This window comes from Herbaspirillum huttiense, assembly GCF_004367745.1.
GTDB classification, from domain to species: domain Bacteria; phylum Pseudomonadota; class Gammaproteobacteria; order Burkholderiales; family Burkholderiaceae_D; genus Herbaspirillum; species Herbaspirillum huttiense.
Map to the genome: position 1 here is coordinate 2,225,043 of NZ_CP037993.1, position 21,001 is coordinate 2,246,043.

At 61.2% G+C, this 21,001-nt stretch carries 22 protein-coding genes, 3 tRNA genes and 1 riboswitch; of the genes, 22 read left to right on the forward strand and 3 right to left on the reverse strand.

Annotated elements, in window-relative coordinates; all coding sequences use genetic code 11:
- Window positions 1–2: 2 nt before the first annotated feature.
- The 10 genes from E2K99_RS09960 to E2K99_RS10005 all read left to right on the forward strand — a co-directional run bounded on the left by E2K99_RS09960 (window position 3) and on the right by E2K99_RS10005 (window position 9,525).
- Entirely contained in the window at window positions 3–2,072 is a 2,070-nt protein-coding gene (locus E2K99_RS09960; protein WP_134222108.1) for a carbon starvation CstA family protein, read from the forward strand.
- Window positions 2,073–2,127: 55 nt separating this feature from the next.
- Window positions 2,128–2,313, forward strand: coding sequence for a YbdD/YjiX family protein (locus tag E2K99_RS09965; RefSeq protein ID WP_034334124.1), 186 nt, complete (start codon window positions 2,128–2,130; stop codon window positions 2,311–2,313).
- A 210-nt stretch (window positions 2,314–2,523) separates the two neighbouring features.
- Window positions 2,524–2,907: a response regulator transcription factor gene (locus tag E2K99_RS09970; protein ID WP_039786356.1), complete on the forward strand. Its 384-nt coding sequence runs from the start codon at window positions 2,524–2,526 to the stop codon at window positions 2,905–2,907.
- A complete protein-coding gene (locus E2K99_RS09975) occupies window positions 2,904–3,527 on the forward strand; it encodes a chemotaxis protein CheC (protein ID WP_039786354.1) in 624 nt (207 codons plus the stop codon). Before E2K99_RS09970 ends, E2K99_RS09975 begins: the two co-directional genes overlap by 4 nt.
- A complete protein-coding gene (locus tag E2K99_RS09980; protein ID WP_134222109.1) occupies window positions 3,524–4,498 on the forward strand; it encodes a sensor domain-containing diguanylate cyclase in 975 nt (324 codons plus the stop codon). The genes E2K99_RS09975 and E2K99_RS09980 overlap by 4 nt, the downstream gene beginning before the upstream one ends.
- A 308-nt stretch (window positions 4,499–4,806) precedes the next feature.
- On the forward strand, window positions 4,807–5,235 hold the full coding sequence (locus tag E2K99_RS09985) for a hypothetical protein (protein ID WP_134222110.1): 429 nt from the start codon (window positions 4,807–4,809) through the stop codon (window positions 5,233–5,235).
- A gap of 147 nt (window positions 5,236–5,382) precedes the next feature.
- Window positions 5,383–6,261 (forward strand): protease HtpX, encoded by an 879-nt coding sequence (htpX, locus tag E2K99_RS09990; protein WP_008328006.1) that lies wholly within the window; start codon window positions 5,383–5,385, stop codon window positions 6,259–6,261.
- A 202-nt stretch (window positions 6,262–6,463) separates the two neighbouring features.
- The gene (gene ybaL / locus E2K99_RS09995) at window positions 6,464–8,104 is read left to right on the forward strand and encodes a YbaL family putative K(+) efflux transporter (RefSeq protein ID WP_134222111.1); all 1,641 of its coding nucleotides are present in this window, start codon (window positions 6,464–6,466) and stop codon (window positions 8,102–8,104) included.
- Between the two features lie 100 nt (window positions 8,105–8,204).
- Window positions 8,205–8,373, forward strand: a riboswitch (FMN riboswitch).
- A gap of 85 nt (window positions 8,374–8,458) precedes the next feature.
- On the forward strand, window positions 8,459–8,983 hold the full coding sequence (locus E2K99_RS10000) for a 6,7-dimethyl-8-ribityllumazine synthase (protein ID WP_121039592.1): 525 nt from the start codon (window positions 8,459–8,461) through the stop codon (window positions 8,981–8,983).
- A gap of 224 nt (window positions 8,984–9,207) precedes the next feature.
- Window positions 9,208–9,525, forward strand: coding sequence for a hypothetical protein (locus tag E2K99_RS10005; protein WP_134222112.1), 318 nt, complete (start codon window positions 9,208–9,210; stop codon window positions 9,523–9,525).
- Window positions 9,526–9,636: 111 nt separating this feature from the next.
- Here E2K99_RS10005 and E2K99_RS10010 read toward each other — a convergent pair whose 3' ends face one another.
- Window positions 9,637–10,197 carry a DUF2242 domain-containing protein gene (locus tag E2K99_RS10010; RefSeq protein WP_134222113.1) on the reverse strand — a complete coding sequence of 187 codons (561 nt, stop codon included), beginning with the start codon at window positions 10,195–10,197 and terminating at the stop codon, window positions 9,637–9,639.
- Window positions 10,198–10,525: 328 nt separating this feature from the next.
- On the opposite strand from E2K99_RS10010, the gene E2K99_RS10015 reads away from it, so the two are divergent.
- Window positions 10,526–10,699 (forward strand): hypothetical protein, encoded by a 174-nt coding sequence (locus tag E2K99_RS10015; RefSeq protein ID WP_227022621.1) that lies wholly within the window; start codon window positions 10,526–10,528, stop codon window positions 10,697–10,699.
- A 112-nt stretch (window positions 10,700–10,811) separates the two neighbouring features.
- Here E2K99_RS10015 and E2K99_RS10020 read toward each other — a convergent pair.
- Together E2K99_RS10020 and E2K99_RS25495 are read right to left on the reverse strand one after the other, a co-directional pair.
- A tRNA-Leu gene (locus E2K99_RS10020) sits at window positions 10,812–10,898 on the reverse strand.
- A 129-nt stretch (window positions 10,899–11,027) separates the two neighbouring features.
- The gene (locus E2K99_RS25495) at window positions 11,028–11,189 is read right to left on the reverse strand and encodes a hypothetical protein (RefSeq protein WP_166675055.1); all 162 of its coding nucleotides are present in this window, start codon (window positions 11,187–11,189) and stop codon (window positions 11,028–11,030) included.
- 16 nt (window positions 11,190–11,205) lie between these two features.
- Between E2K99_RS25495 and E2K99_RS10025 the strand changes: the two genes are divergently transcribed.
- From E2K99_RS10025 to pheS, 11 genes are all read left to right on the forward strand, one after another.
- A complete protein-coding gene (locus E2K99_RS10025) occupies window positions 11,206–12,072 on the forward strand; it encodes an alpha/beta fold hydrolase (protein ID WP_134224070.1) in 867 nt (288 codons plus the stop codon).
- Between the two features lie 73 nt (window positions 12,073–12,145).
- Window positions 12,146–12,496: a RidA family protein gene (locus E2K99_RS10030; RefSeq protein ID WP_008328017.1), complete on the forward strand. Its 351-nt coding sequence runs from the start codon at window positions 12,146–12,148 to the stop codon at window positions 12,494–12,496.
- Window positions 12,497–12,499: 3 nt separating this feature from the next.
- Complete coding sequence (locus tag E2K99_RS10035) at window positions 12,500–14,752, forward strand: RelA/SpoT family protein (RefSeq protein WP_134222114.1); 2,253 nt, start codon at window positions 12,500–12,502, stop codon at window positions 14,750–14,752.
- 138 nt (window positions 14,753–14,890) lie between these two features.
- Window positions 14,891–14,967: transfer RNA gene (locus E2K99_RS10040), tRNA-Val, on the forward strand.
- A gap of 105 nt (window positions 14,968–15,072) precedes the next feature.
- A tRNA-Val gene (locus tag E2K99_RS10045) sits at window positions 15,073–15,149 on the forward strand.
- Between the two features lie 336 nt (window positions 15,150–15,485).
- A complete protein-coding gene (locus E2K99_RS10050) occupies window positions 15,486–15,893 on the forward strand; it encodes a response regulator (RefSeq protein ID WP_134222115.1) in 408 nt (135 codons plus the stop codon).
- Window positions 15,894–16,372: 479 nt separating this feature from the next.
- A complete protein-coding gene (gene thrS / locus E2K99_RS10055) occupies window positions 16,373–18,280 on the forward strand; it encodes a threonine--tRNA ligase (protein WP_039786292.1) in 1,908 nt (635 codons plus the stop codon).
- A gap of 73 nt (window positions 18,281–18,353) precedes the next feature.
- A complete protein-coding gene (gene infC / locus E2K99_RS10060; RefSeq protein WP_083859511.1) occupies window positions 18,354–18,875 on the forward strand; it encodes a translation initiation factor IF-3 in 522 nt (173 codons plus the stop codon).
- Window positions 18,876–19,171: 296 nt separating this feature from the next.
- Window positions 19,172–19,369: a 50S ribosomal protein L35 gene (gene rpmI / locus E2K99_RS10065; protein ID WP_006712688.1), complete on the forward strand. Its 198-nt coding sequence runs from the start codon at window positions 19,172–19,174 to the stop codon at window positions 19,367–19,369.
- Window positions 19,370–19,394: 25 nt separating this feature from the next.
- Window positions 19,395–19,757 (forward strand): 50S ribosomal protein L20, encoded by a 363-nt coding sequence (gene rplT, locus E2K99_RS10070; RefSeq protein WP_006712690.1) that lies wholly within the window; start codon window positions 19,395–19,397, stop codon window positions 19,755–19,757.
- 209 nt (window positions 19,758–19,966) lie between these two features.
- A complete protein-coding gene (pheS, locus tag E2K99_RS10075) occupies window positions 19,967–20,995 on the forward strand; it encodes a phenylalanine--tRNA ligase subunit alpha (RefSeq protein ID WP_134222116.1) in 1,029 nt (342 codons plus the stop codon).
- The last annotated feature ends 6 nt before the right edge of the window (window positions 20,996–21,001 follow it).

The following is a 21,001-nucleotide window of genomic DNA, read 5'->3' on the forward strand; positions in this document are numbered from 1 at the left end:
CAATGAACCGCTTGGTTTCCAGACTGGGCTGGCTGGCTGTCGCCCTGGGCGGCGCCGGGGCCTGCGCCTACGTCGCATTGCAGCGCGGCGAATCGATCAATGCCGTCTGGCTGGTCGTGGCCTCGGTGTGCGTCTACCTGATCGCCTATCGCTTCTACAGCAAATTCATCGCCGAGCGCGTGCTGGGCCTGGATGGCGCACGCATGACGCCGGCCTACAAGTTCAACGATGGCCTGGACTACGTCCCGACCAACAAGTACGTGCTGTTCGGCCACCACTTCGCCGCCATCGCCGGCGCCGGTCCGCTGGTGGGCCCGGTGCTGGCCGCGCAGATGGGTTATCTGCCGGGCATGCTGTGGATCCTGGCCGGCGTGGTCTTTGCCGGTGCCGTGCAGGACTTCATGGTGCTGTTCATCTCCACCCGCCGCGACGGCCGCTCGCTGGGCGACCTGATCAAGTCTGAACTGGGTCAGGTGCCGGGCGTGATTGCGCTTTTCGGCGCCTTCATGATCATGGTCATCATCCTGGCGGTGCTGGCGCTGATCGTGGTCAAGGCCCTGGCCGAGTCGCCGTGGGGCACCTTCACCGTGGCCGCGACCATTCCCATTGCGCTTTTCATGGGCGTGTATTCACGCTACATCCGTCCGGGCCGCATCGGTGAAGTCTCGTGGATCGGCTTCGTGCTGCTGATGCTGGCCATCGTCGGTGGCCAGTATGTGCAGGAACATGCCGTGCTGGGACAGATGTTCACCTTCAACGGCAAGCAGCTGACCTGGATGCTGATCGGTTATGGTTTCGTCGCCTCGGTGCTGCCCGTGTGGCTGCTGCTGGCGCCGCGCGATTACCTGTCCACCTTCCTGAAGATCGGCACCATCGTGGCGCTGGCGCTGGGCATCATCTTCATTGCCCCGCAACTGAAGATGCATGCGGTGACCCGCTTCATCGACGGCAGTGGTCCGGTATGGTCGGGTTCGCTGTTCCCGTTCCTGTTCATCACCATCGCCTGCGGTGCGGTCTCGGGCTTCCATGCGCTGATTTCGTCTGGCACTACCCCCAAGCTGCTGGAAAACGAGAAGCACGCCCGCTTCATCGGCTATGGCGCGATGCTGATGGAATCCTTCGTGGCCATCATGGCGCTGATCGCGGCGTCCTGCATCGAGCCGGGCATCTACTTCGCCATGAACAGTCCCGCTGCGCTGATCGGCACCACGCCCGAGAACGTGGCCCAGGTGATCTCGCAATGGGGCTTCCACATCACCCCCGAGATGCTGACCCACACCGCCCAGGCCGTGGGTGAACATACCATCATCTCGCGCGCCGGCGGCGCACCTACCCTGGCCGTGGGCATGGCCCAGATTCTCTCCGGCGTGACGGGGGAAGCGATGATGGCCTTCTGGTACCACTTCGCCATCCTGTTCGAAGCGCTGTTCATCCTGACGGCCGTGGATGCCGGTACCCGTGCCGGCCGCTTCATGCTGCAGGACCTGCTGGGCGCGTTCATCCCGCCGATGAAGCGTACCGATTCCTGGGCGGCCAGCCTGATCGCCACTGGCCTGTGCGTGACCGGCTGGGGTTACTTCCTGTACCAGGGCGTGGTCGATCCGCTGGGTGGCATCAATACCCTGTGGCCGCTGTTCGGCATCTCCAACCAGATGCTGGCCGGTATCGCCCTGATCCTGGCGACCTGCGTGCTGTTCAAGATGAAGCGCGACCGCTTCGCCTGGGTCACCGTGGTGCCTACTACCTGGCTGCTGATCTGCACCCTGACCGCCGGCTGGCAGAAGGTGTTCGATGCCAATCCGCGCGTGGGCTTCCTGGCGCATGCGCAGAAGTACCAGGCAGCGCTGGATGAAGGCAAGCTGCTGGCCCCGGCCAAGTCCATCGAGCAGATGCGCCAGGTGATTTTCAACGACTACGTCGATGCTGGCCTGGCCGCGATGTTCATGCTGGTGGTGGTGAGCGTGCTGGTGTTCGGCATCCGTACCGTGTTGAAGGCGCGTGCGGCGCACCAGCCCAGCGTCAAGGAATCGGCCTACGAAGCATTGCCCGCCAGTGCCGTAGCCCCGCAATGAAGCTTTTTGCAGCAAGGAGAACAGCATGAGCAAACCTGGCGCCCTGGCGCAACTGATGGCCTGGCGGCGCCAGGTCGGCCGCACGCTGAACCTGATGGTGGGCATGCCCGAATACGACACCTACGTGGCGCACATGAAGGCGGCTCACCCGGATCACTGCGTGATGACCTATGAAGAGTTCTTCCGCGAGCGGCAGGAAGCGCGCTATGGCGGCAAGGGGCGGGTGGGGCGGTGCTGTTGAAATACGCCGTTTTCCCGCTGGCCAGAAGTGCAATAGAGGCCAATGAGAAAGAGATCTTCGGGTCTCTTTTTTTTATGGCGTTTCCATGATGCAGGTTATTTCTTATCAGGAATTCCCTCATACGAAGGATGTTGCTTTTGACTTATCATTTTTGAACGCATGGCAATACGTCAGCATTCTTCAGTTTTTTGATGTTCAAGGTGATTCAAGATGGCAAGCAACGATAGCGGCAAGACCCTTCTCATTGTCGACGACAGCAAGGTCTCGCGCATGGTGATCAAGGCCAACGTGCTGGCCGTCCACCCGGACTGGCAAGTGATGGAAGCCGGCACCGGCGAAGAGGCCATCGCTCTGGTAGAGCAATCCGTACCCGACTACTGCACGATGGACATCAATATGCCCGGCATGCTGGGCACCGATGCCGCAGCGCAGATTCTGCAGGCGCATCCCTCGGTACGCATCGCCATCTTCTCGGCCAACATCCAGGAAGCCGTGCAGACCCGCGCCCAGCAACTGGGGGCGCTGTTCGTCGCCAAGCCGGTCACGGAAAAATCAATCGGCCAGGCCCTGCTGCATTTCCGGGGCCCGCTGTGAGCATCCTCAACGAGATCGAACGCGACGCCCTCACTGAAATCTTCAACGTGGGTGCCGGACGAGCGGCGCAGAGCCTGTCCGAGATCGTGGGCGACGAAGTAAGACTGTCGGTGCCCTCGGTGGAAGTGCTGCGTTCGGGTGCCATTGACGAACAGGTGCTGCCGCGCACGCGCGGACGCTTTGCCACGGTGAGCCAGAATTTCGATGGTCCGTTCGATGCGGAAGCGGTGCTGCTGTTCACCGAGGATCGTGCGCTGTCCATCGTGCGCGACATGATGGGCTCGCAGATGAGCCTGGACGAGCTCGCCGAGTTCGAGCGCGAAGCCATGTGCGAACTGGGCAACATCATCCTCAATGCCTGCCTCTCGGCCATGGCCGACATGCTGGAAATCACCCTCAACAGTTCGCTCCCGCAGTATCTGGTGTCGTCGCCCGACGATATCTCGGCGCGGCTGGCGAGCGCGCAGGGCGATGAGAGCTATGTGCTGGTGCTGCACATCGACCTGGTGATCGAGAAGCATCAGACTGACGGCCATCTCATTTTCCTGCTCAGTTCCTCCTCGCTGCATGCGCTGGTGGAGCATGTGCAGCGTTACCTGGGCAAGATCGGTCTGGCATGAGCACCGCCGTGGTACCCCGCTTTCGCGCAGAGGACGTACTCGACCAGCTGCATGGCGGGCTCATCATGCTGGACGCCGGACTGCACATTCTGCTCTGGAATGCCTGGGTGGCGCGCCACAGTCGCGTGCCGGCGGACCAGGCACTGGACGCACGCTTCGAACACGTATTTGACGAGCGCGTCTCGCCGGCGCTGCTGCGGGCCATCGACAACACCCTGGGCTACGGCTTGCCGGCCGTTCTCTCCAGCGCGCTGCACCGGGCCCCGTTGCCGCTTTATCCGGATCATGGGGCAGCCCAGGCAGCGGGCGCACTGGCCGCACCGGCCCGCATGGTGCAGTCGGTGGTGCTCACGCCCCTCGACAGCCCCGAGGGCGAGCGCCTGTGCCTGATCCAGATCAGCGATGCCAGCAACTCGGTACGCCGCGAGAAGATGCTGCAGTCGCATTCCGATGTGCTCAAGCGCCAGGTCGGCACCGATGGCCTCACCGGCATTCACAATCGCCGGCATTTCGATGAACATTACGCCCAGACCTTGCACCGCGTGGGACAGTCGGGCGGGACGCTGTCGCTGTTCATGGTCGACGTCGATTTCTTCAAGCAGTACAACGACCACTATGGCCATGGACCAGGCGACCAGGTCCTCAAGCGTGTGGCAGCGGCCCTGCAGGGGCAGTTGCAGCGGCCCGGTGATCTGCTGGCGCGCTATGGCGGTGAAGAATTCATCCTGCTGATGGAAGGCCTGTCGCCTGGTCAGGCCGCCGAGGTCGCCGAAGCCCTGCGCGAGACCGTGTACGGCCTCGCCGAGCCCCATGCCAAGTCACTGGTGGCGCACCGCGTGACCATCAGTGTCGGCGTGTGCACACGTGCGGTGCCGGAGGGGATGGATGGACGTCTGCTCATGTCGGCGGCCGACGCCGCGCTGTACCGCGCCAAGCTGGGCGGGCGCAACAAGGTGGTGGCGACCGACTGATGCGGCGTGTGGGCATGCCTTGTGGAAATTTCTTCACTTTTGTGTAAAACAAGGGCAATTTATAGGAAACCCTTGCTGAGCAAGCATGTCAGAAATGGTCAGTGTGCTTATCAACAGGCTTGTTCACAGTTTTTGTGGATAACTTGCCGGAGGGCTTGGTTTCCGGGGGGAACAGGCGGGCAGGGCGGGCTGGCAATTTTGCGTATAATGCGCATCCGTTCATGCTGACAATGGCCTGACAAGAGGCCGATGCCTGATTTCCGCGGCACACACGGGTTTTCTCCACTTTTTCATTCACCAAGGGTTTGATGCGCCGACTGCTGCTCCTGCTGCTGACTCTGCTGATCCCGCTGCAATTGCTGGCAGCCACGGGAGAGGTACAGCTGCGTGAACAGTTGCGCGAGCAGTTGCAGGTCGCCGCGCCGATGCAGCTGCATGCGCATGCGCAGGACCCGGCGGCTGCGCATCATTGCGCGGCTTCTGCTGCTGCTGTCTCTGCGGCCCTGCATCTGCCTGCCGACCTTCTCGCATCGGGCAGCCTGTCCGGCGATGATCAACCCGCTGGCATCGATGACGATGACCAGCCCAGCGCCCAGGGCGAGCTGGAAGATCCGGCCTTGCCGCCGGCCATCGCCACGCCCGGACTGCACTGGTTTCCGTTTCCCCACGCCTTTCCGGCAAGCCTGAGCTGGTCGTCCTACCTGCGCGACCAGTTGCGTCCTCCTCCGTTGGCATAAGCCCCGCCACATGCGCACCTGCCGCGGGGCAGGGCGCAGGCGCGGTGGCCGCTTCGTGCGCCAGCGCGCTGCTCTGTAGTGAACCCATCGTTTGACCCGCCGTGGCGCCGCGTGCGCACGGCACACTTTTGTCCATCAGGAAAAACCATGAAACGCATCGTTCTGTTCCTCGTCACCAACCTGGCCGTGATGCTGGTCTTGAGCTTCACCGCCAGCCTGCTCGGCGTGAACCGTTACCTCACTGCCAACGGCCTCAACTTCGGCATGCTGCTGGTGTTCTGCGGCCTGATGGGGTTTGGCGGCTCCTTCATTTCGCTGTTCATGTCCAAGACCATCGCCAAGTGGTCCACGGGGGCGCGCGTGATCGAGCAGCCACAGAATTCCACCGAACTGTGGCTGTTGCAAACCGTCCAGACCCTGGCCACCCGTGCCCAGCTGCCCATGCCGGAAGTGGCGGTCTATGATGGCCCGCCCAACGCCTTTGCCACCGGTGCCAGCAAGAGCAATTCGCTGGTGGCGGTTTCCACCGGCCTGCTGCAAGGCATGACCAAGGAAGAAGTGGAAGCCGTGCTGGCCCACGAAGTGGCCCACATCGCCAACGGCGACATGGTCACGCTGACCCTGATCCAGGGCGTGGTCAATACCTTCGTGATGTTCTTCGCGCGCATCGTCGGCTACTTCGTCGACTCCTTCCTGCGCAGGAACAACGAAGAAAACAGCGGCCCTGGCATCGGCTACATGGTGACCGTGTTCGTCTGTGAAATCGTCTTCGGCATCCTGGCCAGCATCATCGTGATGTACTTCTCGCGCCAGCGCGAATACCGTGCCGACGCCGGTGCTGCAGCCCTGATGGGTTCCAAGGTGCCGATGATGAATGCGCTGCGCCGCCTGGGTGGCTTGCAGTCCGACGGCCTGCCGCAGAACCTGCAGGCTTCCGGCATCTCCGGCCGTGAATCCTGGCTGGGCCTGTTCTCCAGCCACCCGCCGCTGGAATCGCGCATCGCCGCCTTGCAGGCTGCGCGCTGATGCCCAGGTGGCGGGCCGCACCGCGCCAAGTGCGGCCCGCCACCGACGGCGCCTGAGTGGCTGTCATGCCCGCGTATTCATGCGCGTGTTAGTCTTTGTGAAGGTTCGTGCCTGCGTTTGCGCGCAGGCATGCAGCCGGCCGGCAGCCAGTGTCACAGTCATCTCCAACAAATTCATCCACCTTAGAAAGGAACCCTGACTGATGCCCCATCACACTCCCTTGATCGCCACCATTGTCGGAGGCCTGGTCCTGGCCTTCATCTTCGGGACCCTGGCCCATCGCCTGAAAATGCCGCCGCTGATCGGCTACCTGGTGGCCGGTATCGCCATCGGCCCGTTCACGCCCGGCTTCGTCGGCGATGCCGACCTGGCCCAGGAACTGGCCGAGATCGGGGTGATCCTGCTGATGTTCGGTGTCGGTCTGCACTTCTCCCTGAAGGACCTGCTGTCGGTCAAGAACATTGCCATCCCCGGCGCCGTGGCGCAGATCGCCATTGCCACCTTGCTCGGCATGGGCCTGGGCTGGCTGCTGGGCTGGCCATTCGGCGAGGGCTTCCTGTTCGGCCTGGCGCTGTCGGTGGCCAGTACCGTGGTGCTGTTGAAGGCGCTGCAGGAACGCCGTCTGGTGGAAACCCAGCGCGGCCGCATCGCCGTGGGCTGGCTGATCGTCGAGGACATCGCCATGGTGCTGGCGCTGGTGCTGATTCCGGCGCTTTCCGGCATCCTGGGCGGCAAGGGCGAGGCACTCTCCGGCAATGCCGTGCTGCTGACCCTGGGGCTGACGCTGGGCAAGGTGGTGGCCTTCGTGGCGGTGATGCTCATCGTCGGGCGCCGCGTCATTCCGTGGATCCTGGAGCGCATCGCCGATACCGGCTCGCGTGAACTGTTCCGCCTGGCCGTGCTGGCCATCGCGCTTGGCTTTGCGCTGGGGTCGGCTTATGTGTTCGGGGTGTCCTTCGCGCTGGGGGCCTTCTTCGCCGGCATGATTCTGTCCGAATCCGAACTGAGCCACCGTGCCGCCGAAGAATCGCTGCCGCTGCGCGATGCCTTCTCCGTGCTGTTCTTCGTCTCGGTGGGCATGCTGTTCGATCCGTCGATCCTGGTGCGCGAACCGCTGCTGGTGCTGGCCACCGTGCTCATCATCGTGGTCGGCAAGTCGCTGGCCGCCTGGCTGATCGTGCGCGCATTCGGTCACCCGAATTCGACGGCGCTGACCATTTCCGCCAGCCTGGCGCAGATTGGTGAATTTTCTTTCATCCTGGCCACACTCGGCCTGTCGCTGGACCTGCTCTCGCCGATGGCGCGCGACCTGATCCTGGGCGGCGCCATCCTGTCGATCCTGATCAATCCCTTGCTGTTCTCGCTGCTGGATCGCTACGAGGCGCGCCACGCCGAACCTGCCGACGTGCAGGATGTACCGCCCACGGTCGACCTGCAGGATCACGTGGTGCTGGTCGGCTACGGCCGGGTCGGCCGGGGCATCGGCGAGCAGTTGCGTGCGCAGGGCAAGCCTTTCGTGGTGATCGAGGCGCAGCGCGAGCATTTGGATGCACTGCGCCAGGATGGTGTGCCGGCGCTGTACGGCAATGCCGCCCAGAGCGAGCTGCTCAAGGCCGCCGCCGTGGAGCGCGCACGGTGGCTGCTGGTGGCGATACCGGAAGTGTTCGAGGCCGGGCAGGTGATCGAAAATGCACTGGAACTCAATGCCGGCCTGAAGGTAGTGGCGCGCGCCCATTCCGATGCCGAGATCGAGCACCTGGAAAAGCATGGTGCCCAGCGCGTCATCATGGGCGAGCGCGAAATCGCCCGCGGCATGCTGGAGTCGGTGGGGCAGGGCGCCTGACGCTGGCCGAGCGGATCTGCGCTGCGCGCCTGCAGCATTTTTGTTCACGTGCTAAAGTCGCGGCTGCTGTTGCGGCGGACTCTTTGTTCGCTGCGCGGCAACAAGTTCTCGGGGCGGGGTGAAACTCCCCACCGGCGGTAATCAGGCGGCACCTGGCGGTGTTGCGTGTAGCCCGCGAGCGCCCGGCCTGTCGCCACGACGAGCCGGGGTCAGCAGACCTGGTGTGATTCCGGGGCCGACGGTCATAGTCCGGATGAAAGAGAACGGGATGTCCGGTGTCGTGCCGCTTTTTTGCGGTGCGCGCGGCCGCGCATTCCCACGCCCTGTTTATTCATCGAACAGGAGTCCTGAACCATGTCGCAATCGCATCAATCGCATCTGTCTGCCGTCCCTTCCCACCACGGTCAACGTATCGCCTTCGTCCAGGCCAGCTGGCACAAGGACATCGTCGACCAGTGCCGCATCGCCTTCACCGAGGAAATGGCCAAGCTGGGCTGGCCCACCTCCAGCATTGATTTCTTCGAACTGCCCGGTGCCTTCGAAATCCCGCTGCACGCCAAGGTGCTGGCCAAGACCGGCAAGTATGCCGGCATCGTCGCCAGCGGCCTGGTGGTCGATGGCGGCATCTACCGTCATGACTTCGTGGCGCAATCGGTCATCTCGGCGCTGATGCAGGTGCAGCTGGAGACCGAAGTGCCGGTCTTCTCGGCCGTGCTGACCCCGCATCACTTCCACTCGCACAGCGAGCATCACGATTACTTCCACCAGCATTTCCTGGTCAAGGGCCGTGAAGCCGCGCACGCTTGCGCGACCACCGTCGCCAAGCTGGCAGAAGTCCGTGCGGCCGATGCTGCGCAGCGCAGCCTGAACGCGGCCTGAGGCCTGGCCCCGGCCGTCTGCGCTTCTGATGCAGGCGGCTGAAGCAGCGATTCCGGGCGATCGGTCGGTAACGCCCGCCGGGCGCGGAAGTGGCCAAATTTTGCTTCACATTGCGCTTAACATTTGTGAAGCATTTGCTTACAACCCTTACGGCTTTCGCCTAGAGTTGTCAGGATTCGGGGGATATAGTCACGCTACGTCATTCAGAACAACGAGGAGCTATCGTGAAAAAGTCGATTTCCCTGATTGCCGGCATGGCTGTCTTTGCTGCCGTTGCCGGTCTGTCCGCAGCACCGGCCATGGCCGGACATGTCTCCATCGGCGTCAATATCGGCGTCCCGGCCTACGTGGCTCCGCAGCCTGTGTACGTGCAGCCGGCCCCGGTCTATGCCCCGCCGCCGCCGGTCTATGTGCGCCCGGCCCCGGTCTATTACGCACCGGCTCCGGTGTATGTGGAGCGCGAGTATTACCATCGCGGCCATCATCGTCACTGGCACCGTCCGCCGCCGCCGCCTCCGGGCTACGGCTACTGGGGGCGTTGATCTCCGGGCAGCAGGCAAGAAAAATGGCGGCTTGAAGGCCGCCATTTTTTCGTTCCTACAACGCGTTCATTCAACGCTGTGCCATCGTGCATTGCTGAAATCAGGCATCCCTCATTTCTTCGCCGGTGCGGTGTCGTCATCGACATCCACCAGGAGATAGCGCTCGGCCGCGCCGAAGAAGCGATCGTAGAAGTCCGGCGAGCGGATGGTTTCGCTGGAGACGCGCACCATCGAATCATCGCTGGCGGCAAAGGGCATCGACACCGACCCCAGCACGCTCACGCCCAGGCTGGCCGAGCTGTTGCTCTTCTTGATGCCGTAGCCATCCTGGGTGGCACTGGCGAACATGGTCGAGCTTTTGCCGTTGCCATTGGAGGCGCAGACCACGTGGAAGGCGATTTCCATGTGCTTGTCGCTGGCGGGCCGGAAGCTCTTGTTGCCATCCAGGGTGTTGTCGGTGGACTTGCTGATGACGTAGCCCTGGCCCAGCAAGGCGCGGCGGGCGGCTTCGCAGACGGCTTTTTCGCTGCCGGGGAAGCTGCGCGAGAAGGCGCTGGTATCGTTGAATTCCTCCTGGTGATAGAAGGCGGTCTTGCCGGTGGTGCAGGCGGTCAAGCCCAGCGTGGCGGCAGTGATGACGAAAAACGGGACAGAAAAACGCGGGCGCGGCATGCAGCGGATCTCCAGCAACAGTGAGGGGTGGCGTGAATTGTAAAGGATTCAGCTGGTACAGAGTTTGGGCGGATGGTAAAGATCCGTAACAGATGAGGTATCACCTGATGAGAACAGTCCATGAAGACGCGCGCAGGGCGGCGCCATGAAGGTAAAATCACTTGTCGAATTGCCTGACTGAAAGTAATGTTAGGAAATTCTAGGGAGTGGTCTTCCATCGGGACGATCATGAATCTGCCAGGCAAGCCGGGCACATTCGCAAACGGCCTCGTCAAGGAACATGGATAAAAATCAAAAAGCGGAATTGGAGCGCATCCAGAAGGAGCTGGTGGACGCACACAATAAGGCTGCGTGGCAGATGGCCGCAACGATCATCAAGGCCTCGCTGGTCAAGAACGGCATGGACCAGCCGCCCACCCCGGCCGAGCTGGCCGACCTCAATGCCACCATCACCAATCTGCGCAGCGTGGCGGAGGATGCGCTGGAGTTGCTCAAGCGCTGACGGCCGGGCGCCGGCACTGTCGGCTGACCTGGCTGGCGCACTTGGTCAAGTCCAACGCAAAAAGGACACTTCCGTGTCCCGTTGCCTTACTCGTCATCTCTTTTGAATCAAGTGGTGGGGGTAGTCGGAATCGAACCGACACGGCCTTGCGGCCGAGGGATTTTAAGTCCCTTGTGTCTACCAATTTCACCATACCCCCGGTCTTGCAGTCGTCGCCATGCCGCACGCAGGTGGGCTGGCTGAGCTGTCTTGGTCATCGCCTGTGCTGCCGCGATGCCGGCGAGGGCCGCCGGAAAAGGGACGCATTATAGCAGCGACTTGCGCCGCATCATTTGTTTTTTCCTGAGGAAATTTCTGAATTTTTCTTGCGACGGAGGCCGGCGCGTCCGTCGCGTCGTTTACCTTCGGCAGACAGCATCCCCTCCTGTTCCAGGGTGCCATTTCCGGCCGACAAGCTGTCTTGAAAGGGTAGAATGACGACTTCTTTCATCTGGAAGGCCCTCACCATGACTGAAGCGGTAGTCAAGACAGTGCAGTGCATTTCGCCCGCCGGCCTGCATACCATGGCCTACAAGGAGTGGGGCGATGCGCGCAATCCCAATGTGCTGGTGTGCGTGCACGGCGTCACCCGGGTCTCCGACGATTTCGACCGCATGGCCCGCGAGCTCTGCGATACCTATCGCGTGATCTGCCCGGATGTGGTCGGACGCGGCCGTTCCGGACGGCTGGCCAATCCGCAGTTCTACACGGTCCCGCAATACGTGAGCGACATGGTGACCCTGCTGGCACGCGCCGATGCCGAGATCGTCGACTGGTTCGGTACCTCCATGGGTGGCCTGATCGGCATGGGCCTGGCCTCGCTGCCGGGCAATCCCATCCGCCGCCTGGTACTCAACGACATCGGCCCTTCGATCAACGGTGCCGCCCTGGCGCGCATCGGCGACTACATCGGCCAGGACGTGCGCTTCGATACCTTCGAGGAGGCCGCCCAGTTCATCCGTACCATTTCCGTCAGTTTCGGTCAGCACAGCGATGAAGAATGGCACAAGCTGGCCAAGGATGTGCTGCGCCAGAATGAAGAGGGCAAGTGGGTGCGCCATTACGACCTGGGCCTGGCGGTCCCCTTCAAGCTGACCACGCCGGAAGCCGCCAGCGCGGCCGAACAGATGCTGTGGGCAGCTTATGACGCCATCCGCTGTCCGACCCTGGTGGTACGCGGCGCCCAGTCCGACCTGCTGCTGCCGGAAGTGGCACAGGAGATGACCCGTCGCGGCCCCAAGGCCAAGCTGGTGGAACTGCCCGACGTGGGGCACGCTCCCACCTTCATGCATGCCCCGCAGATCGAGGTGGCGCGCCAGTTCCTGCTGGGCTGAGCGGTTCCCGATCCGATTACGTTTTTTATCACCGGCGCGTCTTGCCGCCGGGTTTTACTAGGAAGGAAATTTCATGTCCGTACAACGTCTGCACGTCGGCAAGCGTCTCTCCGAAGTCGCCATTCACAACGGTACCGTCTACCTGGCCGGCCAGATCGCCGAAGACGCCACCCAGAACATCGAAGGCCAGACCCGCGAGGTGCTGGGTCACATCGACCGCCTGCTGGCTGAAGCCGGCAGTGACAAGACCAAGATCCTGTCGTGCCAGATTTTCCTCTCTGACGTGAAGGATTTCGCTGGCATGAACGCCGTCTGGGACGAGTGGGTCGCGCCCGGCAATGCGCCCCCGCGCGCCACCGTCGAAGCCAAGCTGGCCCGTCCCGAACTGCTGGTGGAAATCATCATCGTCGCTGCACAGAAGTAATTTATGGTTTCGGTTGCAAGTACCCAGGGCGAAGGCCTGGCGGCCATTACCGCCGGCCTTGGTCCTGACGATGTCGCACGGGTCGAGCAGGCGCTGGCCGAGCTCGAACCGCTGTATGCCGACAGGCAGATCCTGTCCGGGCAGAATGCACTGCAATTCGCGGTCTCGGTGGCCACCGTGCTGACCGCCCTCAATGTCGACGCCGCCACTCGCATCGCCGGCCTGGCCTTCGAAGCCCAGATGCTGCATCCCGAGCTCGAAGAAAAGCTGGAAGAACGCTTCGGCAAGGAAATCGCCGACCTGGTGGGCAATGTGCGCCAGCTGATGCGCTTTCACAGCCTGAGCTTCCAGCCCCAGAACCAGGAAGTCCTGCGCGGCAAGAACGCCGCCCAGCAGGCCGCCGCGCAGGTGGAAACCCTGCGCAAGATGCTGCTGGCCATGGCCACCGACATGCGCGCGGTGCTGGTGCGGCTGGCCTCGCGCGTGGCCACGCTGCGCTACTTCGCCGAGACCAAGCAGGAGAATGAAGCCAGCGCCCAGTATGCGCGCCAGACCTTCGATCTCTACGCGCCGCTGGCCAACCGGCTGGGCATCTGGCAACTGAAGTGGGAACTGGAAGACCTGTCCTTCCGTTTCCTGGAGCCGGTGACCTACAAGCGCATCGCCAAGATGCTGGAAGAAAAGCGGCTGGAGCGCGAAGCCTTCGTGGCCAACGCGATCACGCGCCTGCGCACCGAGATGGCAGCGCAGGATATCCGCGCCGAGGTCAGCGGCCGGCCCAAGCACATCTACAGCATCTGGAACAAGATGCGCGGCAAGTCCATCGATTTCTCCGAGCTCTATGATGTGCGAGCCTTCCGCGTCATCGTCGATGATGTGAAGACTTGTTATTCAGTGCTGGGCATCGTGCACAACATCTGGACGCCGATCCCCGAAGAGTTCGACGACTACATCTCGCGTCCCAAGCAGAACGGTTACCAGTCCCTGCACACGGTGGTCATGGCCGAAGATGGCCGGGCGCTGGAAGTGCAGATCCGTACGCACGAAATGCACCACTTCGCCGAATACGGCGTGGCGGCGCACTGGCGCTACAAGGAAAGCGGCGGCTCCAATTTCTCGGCGCAGAAATATGACGAGAAGATCGCCTGGCTGCGTCAGCTGCTGGCCTGGAAGAACGAAGTCACCGATGCCGTGGTGGACCAGGAAGAAGTACGCCGCGATTGGGTGCAGAAGCTCAAGTCGGCCACGCTGGACGAGCGCATTTATGTACTGACACCGCAGGCGCGCGTGATCGAATTGCCCAGCGGCGCCACGCCGATCGACTTTGCCTATCACCTGCACAGCGATGTCGGCCACCGCTGCCGCGGGGCGCGGGTGGATGGTGTGATGGTGCCGCTGAACACCACGCTCAAGAACGGCCAGACAGTCGAGATCATCACGGCCAAGAGCGGTCCCGGTGTGGGGCCGTCGCGCGACTGGCTCAGTGCCGATTACACCGCCAGTTCGCGTACGCGCTCCAAGATCCGCGCCTGGTTCAATGCCATTGAGCAGCAGGAGACGCTTTCCGTCGGGCGCGGCCTGCTGGAAAAGACCTTGCAGCGCGAAGGCAAGACCGCCGTCAACCTCGAAGAGCTGGCCCAGAAGCTGGGCTTCGCCAAGGTCGATGACCTGTGCCTGGCGCTGGCCAAGGAAGAATTCAGCCTGCGGCACGTGGAGCAGGCGCTGCATCAGGGCGAGGAAAAGAAGCCCGAGATCGATGACGAAGCCCTCATCACGCGCAAGAGCCGTGCATCGAGCATCGTGCAAGGCGCCAAGTCGGGCGTGCTGGTGGTCGGTACCGATGGCCTCCTGACCCAATTGGCGCGCTGCTGCAAGCCGGCACCGCCGGATGTGATCGCCGGGTTTGTCACGCGCGGCAAGGGGGTGTCCATCCACCGGGTCAATTGCAAGAACTTCGCCGAGATGAGCTTGCATGCGCCTGAGCGGGTGATCCAGACCACTTGGGGCGCGCCAGCACGCGATACCGTGTATCCGGTCGACATCTTCGTGCTGGCCAGCGATCGCCAGGGTTTGCTGCGCGATATCTCCGATATCTTCCTGCGCGACAAGATCAACGTGATCGGGGTGAGCACGCAAAGCGTGAAGGGGCATGCGCGCATGGCCTTCACGGCCGAGATCGGCTCGACCGAGCAATTGCAGAAAGCGCTCACGGTGATTCGCGAGGTCAAGGGTGTGATCGAGGCCAAGCGGCAGTAATGCTCGGGCGTCCGCTAGTGCAGTCAGGGGAGGGCAGGGAGGCTGGATGCTTGGCGAAATATGCTAACTATTTTTAATTTTTCATCATTTACCCCTTGGCAAATTTTGAAAAGCCTCCTATACTCTCGCTTCTTCGTTAGGCGCGTAGCTCAGCTGGTTAGAGCACTACCTTGACATGGTAGGGGTCGTTGGTTCGAGTCCAATCGTGCCTACCAATTCTTCTGGTTCCATTCGGAGCGGGTGAGTTGGGGCGAAGCAAACAAAAGGAGGCGCGTTCTCGGCTTCCTTTTTTGTTTTATCAAGTTCTTGCAGTCTTCGATAGGCGCGTAGCTCAGCTGGTTAGAGCACTACCTTGACATGGTAGGGGTCGTTGGTTCGAGTCCAATCGTGCCTACCAATTCGTTTGCTTCCTGATGGGGTAAAGGGGTTGGTTGAAGAAATATGCAGGAATCAACAAAAGGAAGCGCATTGGCGGCTTCCTTTTTGTTTTTCTGCCTCCCTTTTCTTTCACTTCTTTCCACCTTTTCTGTGTTCTGACCGCAGCTGACGCTGATCTCGCTCCGGCTGCGCGCCTGGCTTTGCGAAGGGTCAATCGCAGGTGTAAAAAAGCGCATCGCATGAAGGAATGTGCCAGATGTTTCGCGGAAGCATCTAAAAATGCTTTACACTTGCGTCGAATTTTTTCGGCAACAACATCTCCAATCCTCATTTTCACGGTTCAGCGAATTTCCCTATGGCAGCAGATGATCAGTATTTCCTCGTGGTTGATGACTTTTCGACGATGCGTCGCATTGTCAGCGGCCTGCTGAAGGAGCTCGAATACACCAAGATGGTGGAGGCCGATGATGGCTCTTCCGCACTGAAGATCCTGGAGGCGGGCGCATTGCCGGTGACCTTCGTGCTGACCGACTGGAACATGCCGGGCATGGATGGCCTGACGCTGCTCAAGAAGATCCGTGCAACGCCTTCTCTGGCGCACTTGCCGGTATTGATGATCACGGCCGAAGCCAAGAAGGAAAACATCGTCATGGCGGCGCAGTCCGGCGCGGATGGCTACATCGTCAAGCCTTTTACGGCGGCCACCCTGAAGGAAAAGATCGAAAAGATCCTGGCGCGGCGCGCTACGATGGCCGGCGCGTAATCGGCGGCTGAATCCGGATTTGGGTGCAGCTGGTCCAGAGCGTAACAACGGCATCCTCGGATGCCGTTTTGCGTTTGGGGATCAAGCTTCAGTTTCCGGCTGTCGAAGATGACGGGGTTTGCTTTTCATCGCTGTTTCCGGGAGGTCGCGGCGACCTGCGGGGTCGTGGTGACGGCGGTCCCCGGCGGTGCCATGCGGGAGTGGTGACGATGCCCGTGCAAAGTTTGCTATAATGCGCGGCCACGGTCTGATCTGCCCTTGTCGGCAGCGGCCTCCAGAATTCATCCCCTCATCTGTAAGAGCGAGAAAGGCAATCCGGTTATGACACCGCGAACTACCACCGAGGTTTTCACGCGACGCTAGTCGGGTTCTTTTTCGTCCTTTGAAAAAGCGCGGCTGGTCCGCGTTTTTTTTTCGTCCTTCTTTTCGACATTACCCTCAACAGGCAAGGCAGCAAGGCTGCCGACATGGAGTGCACAATGGTTTCAGTTCGTCTTCCCGATGGTTCGCAACGCCAGTTCGACAACCCGGTCACCGTGGCGCAGGTCGCCGCCAACATCGGCACTGGCCTGGCCAAGGCGGCCCTGGCTGGCCGCGTCGATGGCAAGCTGGTCGATACCTCTTATCTGATCGACAAGGATGCCGACCTGGCCATCATCACCGACAAGGATCCGGACGGTCTGGAGGTGATTCGCCACTCCACCGCTCATTTGCTGGCTTATGCGGTCAAGGAGCTGTTCCCTGAGGCGCAAGTCACCATTGGTCCGGTCATCGACAACGGTTTCTATTACGACTTCTCGTACAAGCGTCCCTTCACCCCGGAAGACCTGCAAGCCATCGAAAAGAAAATGGCCGAGCTGGCCAAGAAGGATGAGCCGGTTACCCGCAAGGTGCTGCCGCGTGATGAGGCCGTGGCTTACTTCAAGTCCATCGGCGAAGCTTACAAGGCCGAGATCATTGCTTCGATTCCGCAGAATGAGGACGTGTCGCTGTACACCGAAGGCAGCTTCACCGACCTGTGCCGCGGCCCGCACGTGCCGTCCACCGGCAAGCTGAAGGTGTTCAAGCTGATGAAGCTGGCTGGCGCTTACTGGCGTGGCGATTCCAACAACGAGATGCTGCAGCGTGTCTATGGCACCGCCTGGGCCAAGAAGGAAGATCAGGAAGCCTACCTGCACATGCTGGAAGAGGCTGAAAAGCGCGACCACCGCAAGCTGGGCCGTGCGCTGGACCTGTTCCACTTCCAGGATGAGGCCCCGGGCCTGATTTTCTGGCATCCCAAGGGCTGGACCATCTGGCAGCAAGTGGAGCAGTACATGCGCCGCGTCTACCAGGACAACGGCTATCAGGAGGTGAAGGCGCCGCAGATCCTGGACCGCTCGCTGTGGGAAAAGACCGGTCACTGGGAAAACTATCGTGAAAACATGTTCACGACCGAGTCGGAAAACCGTGCCTATGCCTTGAAGCCGATGAACTGCCCGGGCCACATCCAGATTTTCAATTCGGGTCTGCACAGCTACCGCGACCTGCCGCTGCGCTACGGCGAATTCGGCCAGTGCCACCGCAACGAGCCTTCCGGCGCGCTGCACGGCATGATGCGCGTGCGCGGCTTTACCCAGGATGACGGTCACATCTTCTGTACCGAAGACCAGATCCAGGAAGAAGTGGCTGCCTTCAACCGCGTGGTGCGTGAAGTTTACGACTGCTTCGGCTTCAAGGAAGTGGCTGTGAAGCTGGCCCTGCGTCCGGAAAAGCGCATCGGTGCGGAAGAAGTCTGGGACAAGGCTGAAAACGCCCTGCGTGAAGCCATCCGCGCCTCCGGTTCGGAATGGGAAGAGCTGCCGGGCGAGGGGGCTTTCTATGGTCCGAAGATCGAATATCACCTGAAGGATTCCATTGGCCGTTCCTGGCAGTGCGGCACCATGCAGGTGGACTTCTCCATGCCGGCGCGCCTGGGAGCGGAGTATGTCACCGAAGACAACAACCGCAAGGTGCCCGTGATGTTGCACCGGGCCATCGTCGGCTCGCTGGAGCGCTTCATCGCCATCCTGATCGAAAACCACGCCGGTGCCATGCCCTTGTGGCTGGCGCCAACGCAGGTTGTCATCCTGAATATTTCCGATGCGCAGGCGGATTATGTGCAGAACGTTGCACAAACGCTGAAAAAACAAGGGTTTAGGGTCGAGACCGATTTGCGCAACGAGAAGATTACCTATAAAATACGGCAGCATTCCATTCAGAAGCCGCCCTATATCTTGGTTGTCGGCGATAAAGAACGGGATGCAAACACTGTGGCCGTGCGAGCGCGGGGCAATGTCGATCTGGGCGTGATGTCCATCGACACCTTGGTGGAACGCCTCAAGGATGAGGTGGCCGCCAAAGCCTGAGACGGGGAAGCCAGGGGCTTCCTCCCAGCGCAAGAGCACGGCTTAATTCATTGGATTTTAAAAGGAAACTGCAATAGCTACTGACAAGTCGCATCGCCTCAACCGCGAGATCACTGCGCCGGAAGTGCGCCTTTCGGGTGTCGACAACGAGCCTCTGGGTATCGTCAGCCTGGCCGAAGCCTTACGGCTTTCCGAAGAGGCTGAAGTCGATCTGGTCGAGATTGCGCCCACTGCGCAACCTCCGGTCTGCCGTCTGATGGACTACGGCAAGTTCAAGTACCAGGAGCAGAAGAAGGCACACGAGGCCAAGCTCAAGCAGAAGGTCATCCAGGTCAAGGAAGTCAAGTTCCGCCCGGGTACCGATGATGGCGATTACAACATCAAGCTGCGCAACCTGACCAAGTTCCTGGAAGAGGGTGACAAGACCAAGATCACGCTGCGTTTCCGCGGCCGTGAAATGGCTCACCAGGAAATCGGCATGCGCGTGCTGGAGCGTCTGAAGGCTGATCTGGAGCCGTATGGCCAGGTCGAGCAGTTTCCCAAGATGGAAGGCCGCCAGATGATCATGGTGCTGGCGCCCAAGAAAAAGAAATAAATCGTTTATAACGTTTATATATTTTTCGTTTTTCCAGGTTGTACGTCGCAGTTTCAGTCTAGCCGTATCAGGACGACATCCCTCCGGTGTCGTCCATGCCGCAGCAGCCAGGGCAATCCAGGCGGTGGCGGCAGTGTAGGGCCGACAAAGGATTTGCTGGGCGCAGGCAACTGCGTCAGGCAAAAGCAGCGGGTTCACCCGCTGTCAAATAAGTGAGAGCAGGCATCCAAGAGCAGCGAGCGTGCTGCCACCTGCAATCATCAAAAAATGGAGCTGTCCGAAAGGACAGAGTTGCTATGCCTAAGATGAAATCGAAGAGCAGCGCGAAGAAGCGTTTTCGCGTCCGCCCGGGCGGTACCGTCAAGCGCGGTCAAGCCTTCAAGCGTCACATCCTGACCAAGAAGACCACCAAGAACAAGCGTCAACTGCGCGGTACCGAGGGCGTCCATGAGACGAACCTGAATTCCGTTCGCGCGATGCTGCCGTTCGCTTAACCTCACCATACACTAAGGAGCTACTATGCCTAGAGTCAAACGTGGGGTAACAGCACGTGCCCGCCACAAGAAAGTCCTCGCACTCGCCAAGGGTTACCGCGGCCGTCGCAAAAACGTCTACCGTATCGCCAAGCAAGCAGTCATGCGCGCTGGTCAGTACGCGTACCGTGACCGTCGTAACAAGAAGCGCGTGTTCCGCGCACTGTGGATCGCCCGTATCAACGCCGCTGCGCGTTCGCACGGCGTGACCTACAGCGTGTTCATGAACGGCCTGAAGAAGGCTGCGATCGAACTGGATCGTAAGGTCCTGGCCGATATGGCTGTCACCGACAAGGCTGCTTTCGCTGCCATCGTCAACCAGGTGAAGGCCAACATCGCTGCCGCCTAAATCGACAGCGTGTTTGCGGTAGCCGGCCGCAACATCGGACGCAAGTCAGACGAGCAGCCGGCGCTGCAAAATCCTGCGGGGCAGAGGTGATACACCGATGCCCCGTATGTTTTTGATCCACGGTTTCGTGGATTTTTTTGATTCACCTTCCGTGAATCCCTTCTTTTCGACTTCGTCGTCGGATTTTCGATTGGAGCGAGACTTACCGCATGAATCCCCTAGACCAACTCCTGGGCCAACTGGTCACGCAGGCGCAGGCTGATTTCGCCGCCGCGCCCGACGCCGCCGCACTGGAAAACGCCAAGGCCAAGTACCTCGGCAAGACCGGCCAGATCACCGAGCAGATGAAGGGACTGGGCAAGCTGGCGCCGGAAGAGCGCAAGGTACAAGGGGCGATCATCAACGTCGCCAAGGAACAGATCGAAACCGCGCTGACCGCACGCCGCGATGCACTGGCCAATGCCCAGATGCAGGCGCGCCTGAATGCGGAAGCCATCGATGTCACCTTGCCGGGCCGTGGGCGTGGCGTGGGCGGCATCCACCCCGTGATGCGCTCGTGGCAGCGCGTCGAGGAAATTTTCCGCTCCATCGGTTTTGATGTCGCCGACGGTCCCGAGATCGAGACCGACTGGACCAATTTCACCGCATTGAACAGCCCCGAGAACCACCCGGCGCGCTCGATGCAGGACACCTTCTACATCGAAGGCAACGACACCCAGGGCAAGCCGCTGCTGCTGCGTACCCACACCAGCCCGATGCAGGTGCGCTACGCCCGCATGAACAAGCCGCCCATCAAGGTCATCGCACCGGGCCGCACCTATCGCGTCGATAGCGATGCCACCCACTCGCCGATGTTCCATCAGGTCGAAGGCCTGTGGATCGCCGAGGACATCAGCTTCGCCGACCTCAAGGGCGTGTACCTCAACTTCGTCAAGGCCTTCTTCGAGACCGACGACCTGCAGGTGCGCTTCCGCCCCTCGTATTTCCCCTTCACCGAACCATCGGCCGAGATCGACATCGCCTTCGGCAGCGGTCCCCTGAAGGGCCGCTGGCTGGAAGTTTCCGGCGCTGGCCAGGTGCACCCGACGGTGGTGCGCAACATGGGTCTGGATCCTGAACAGTACATCGGTTTCGCGTTCGGCTCGGGCCTGGAGCGCCTGACCATGCTGCGTTACGGGATCAGCGACCTGCGCCTGTTCTACGAAGGCGACCTGCGCTTCCTGAAGCAATTCAATTAATTCGAT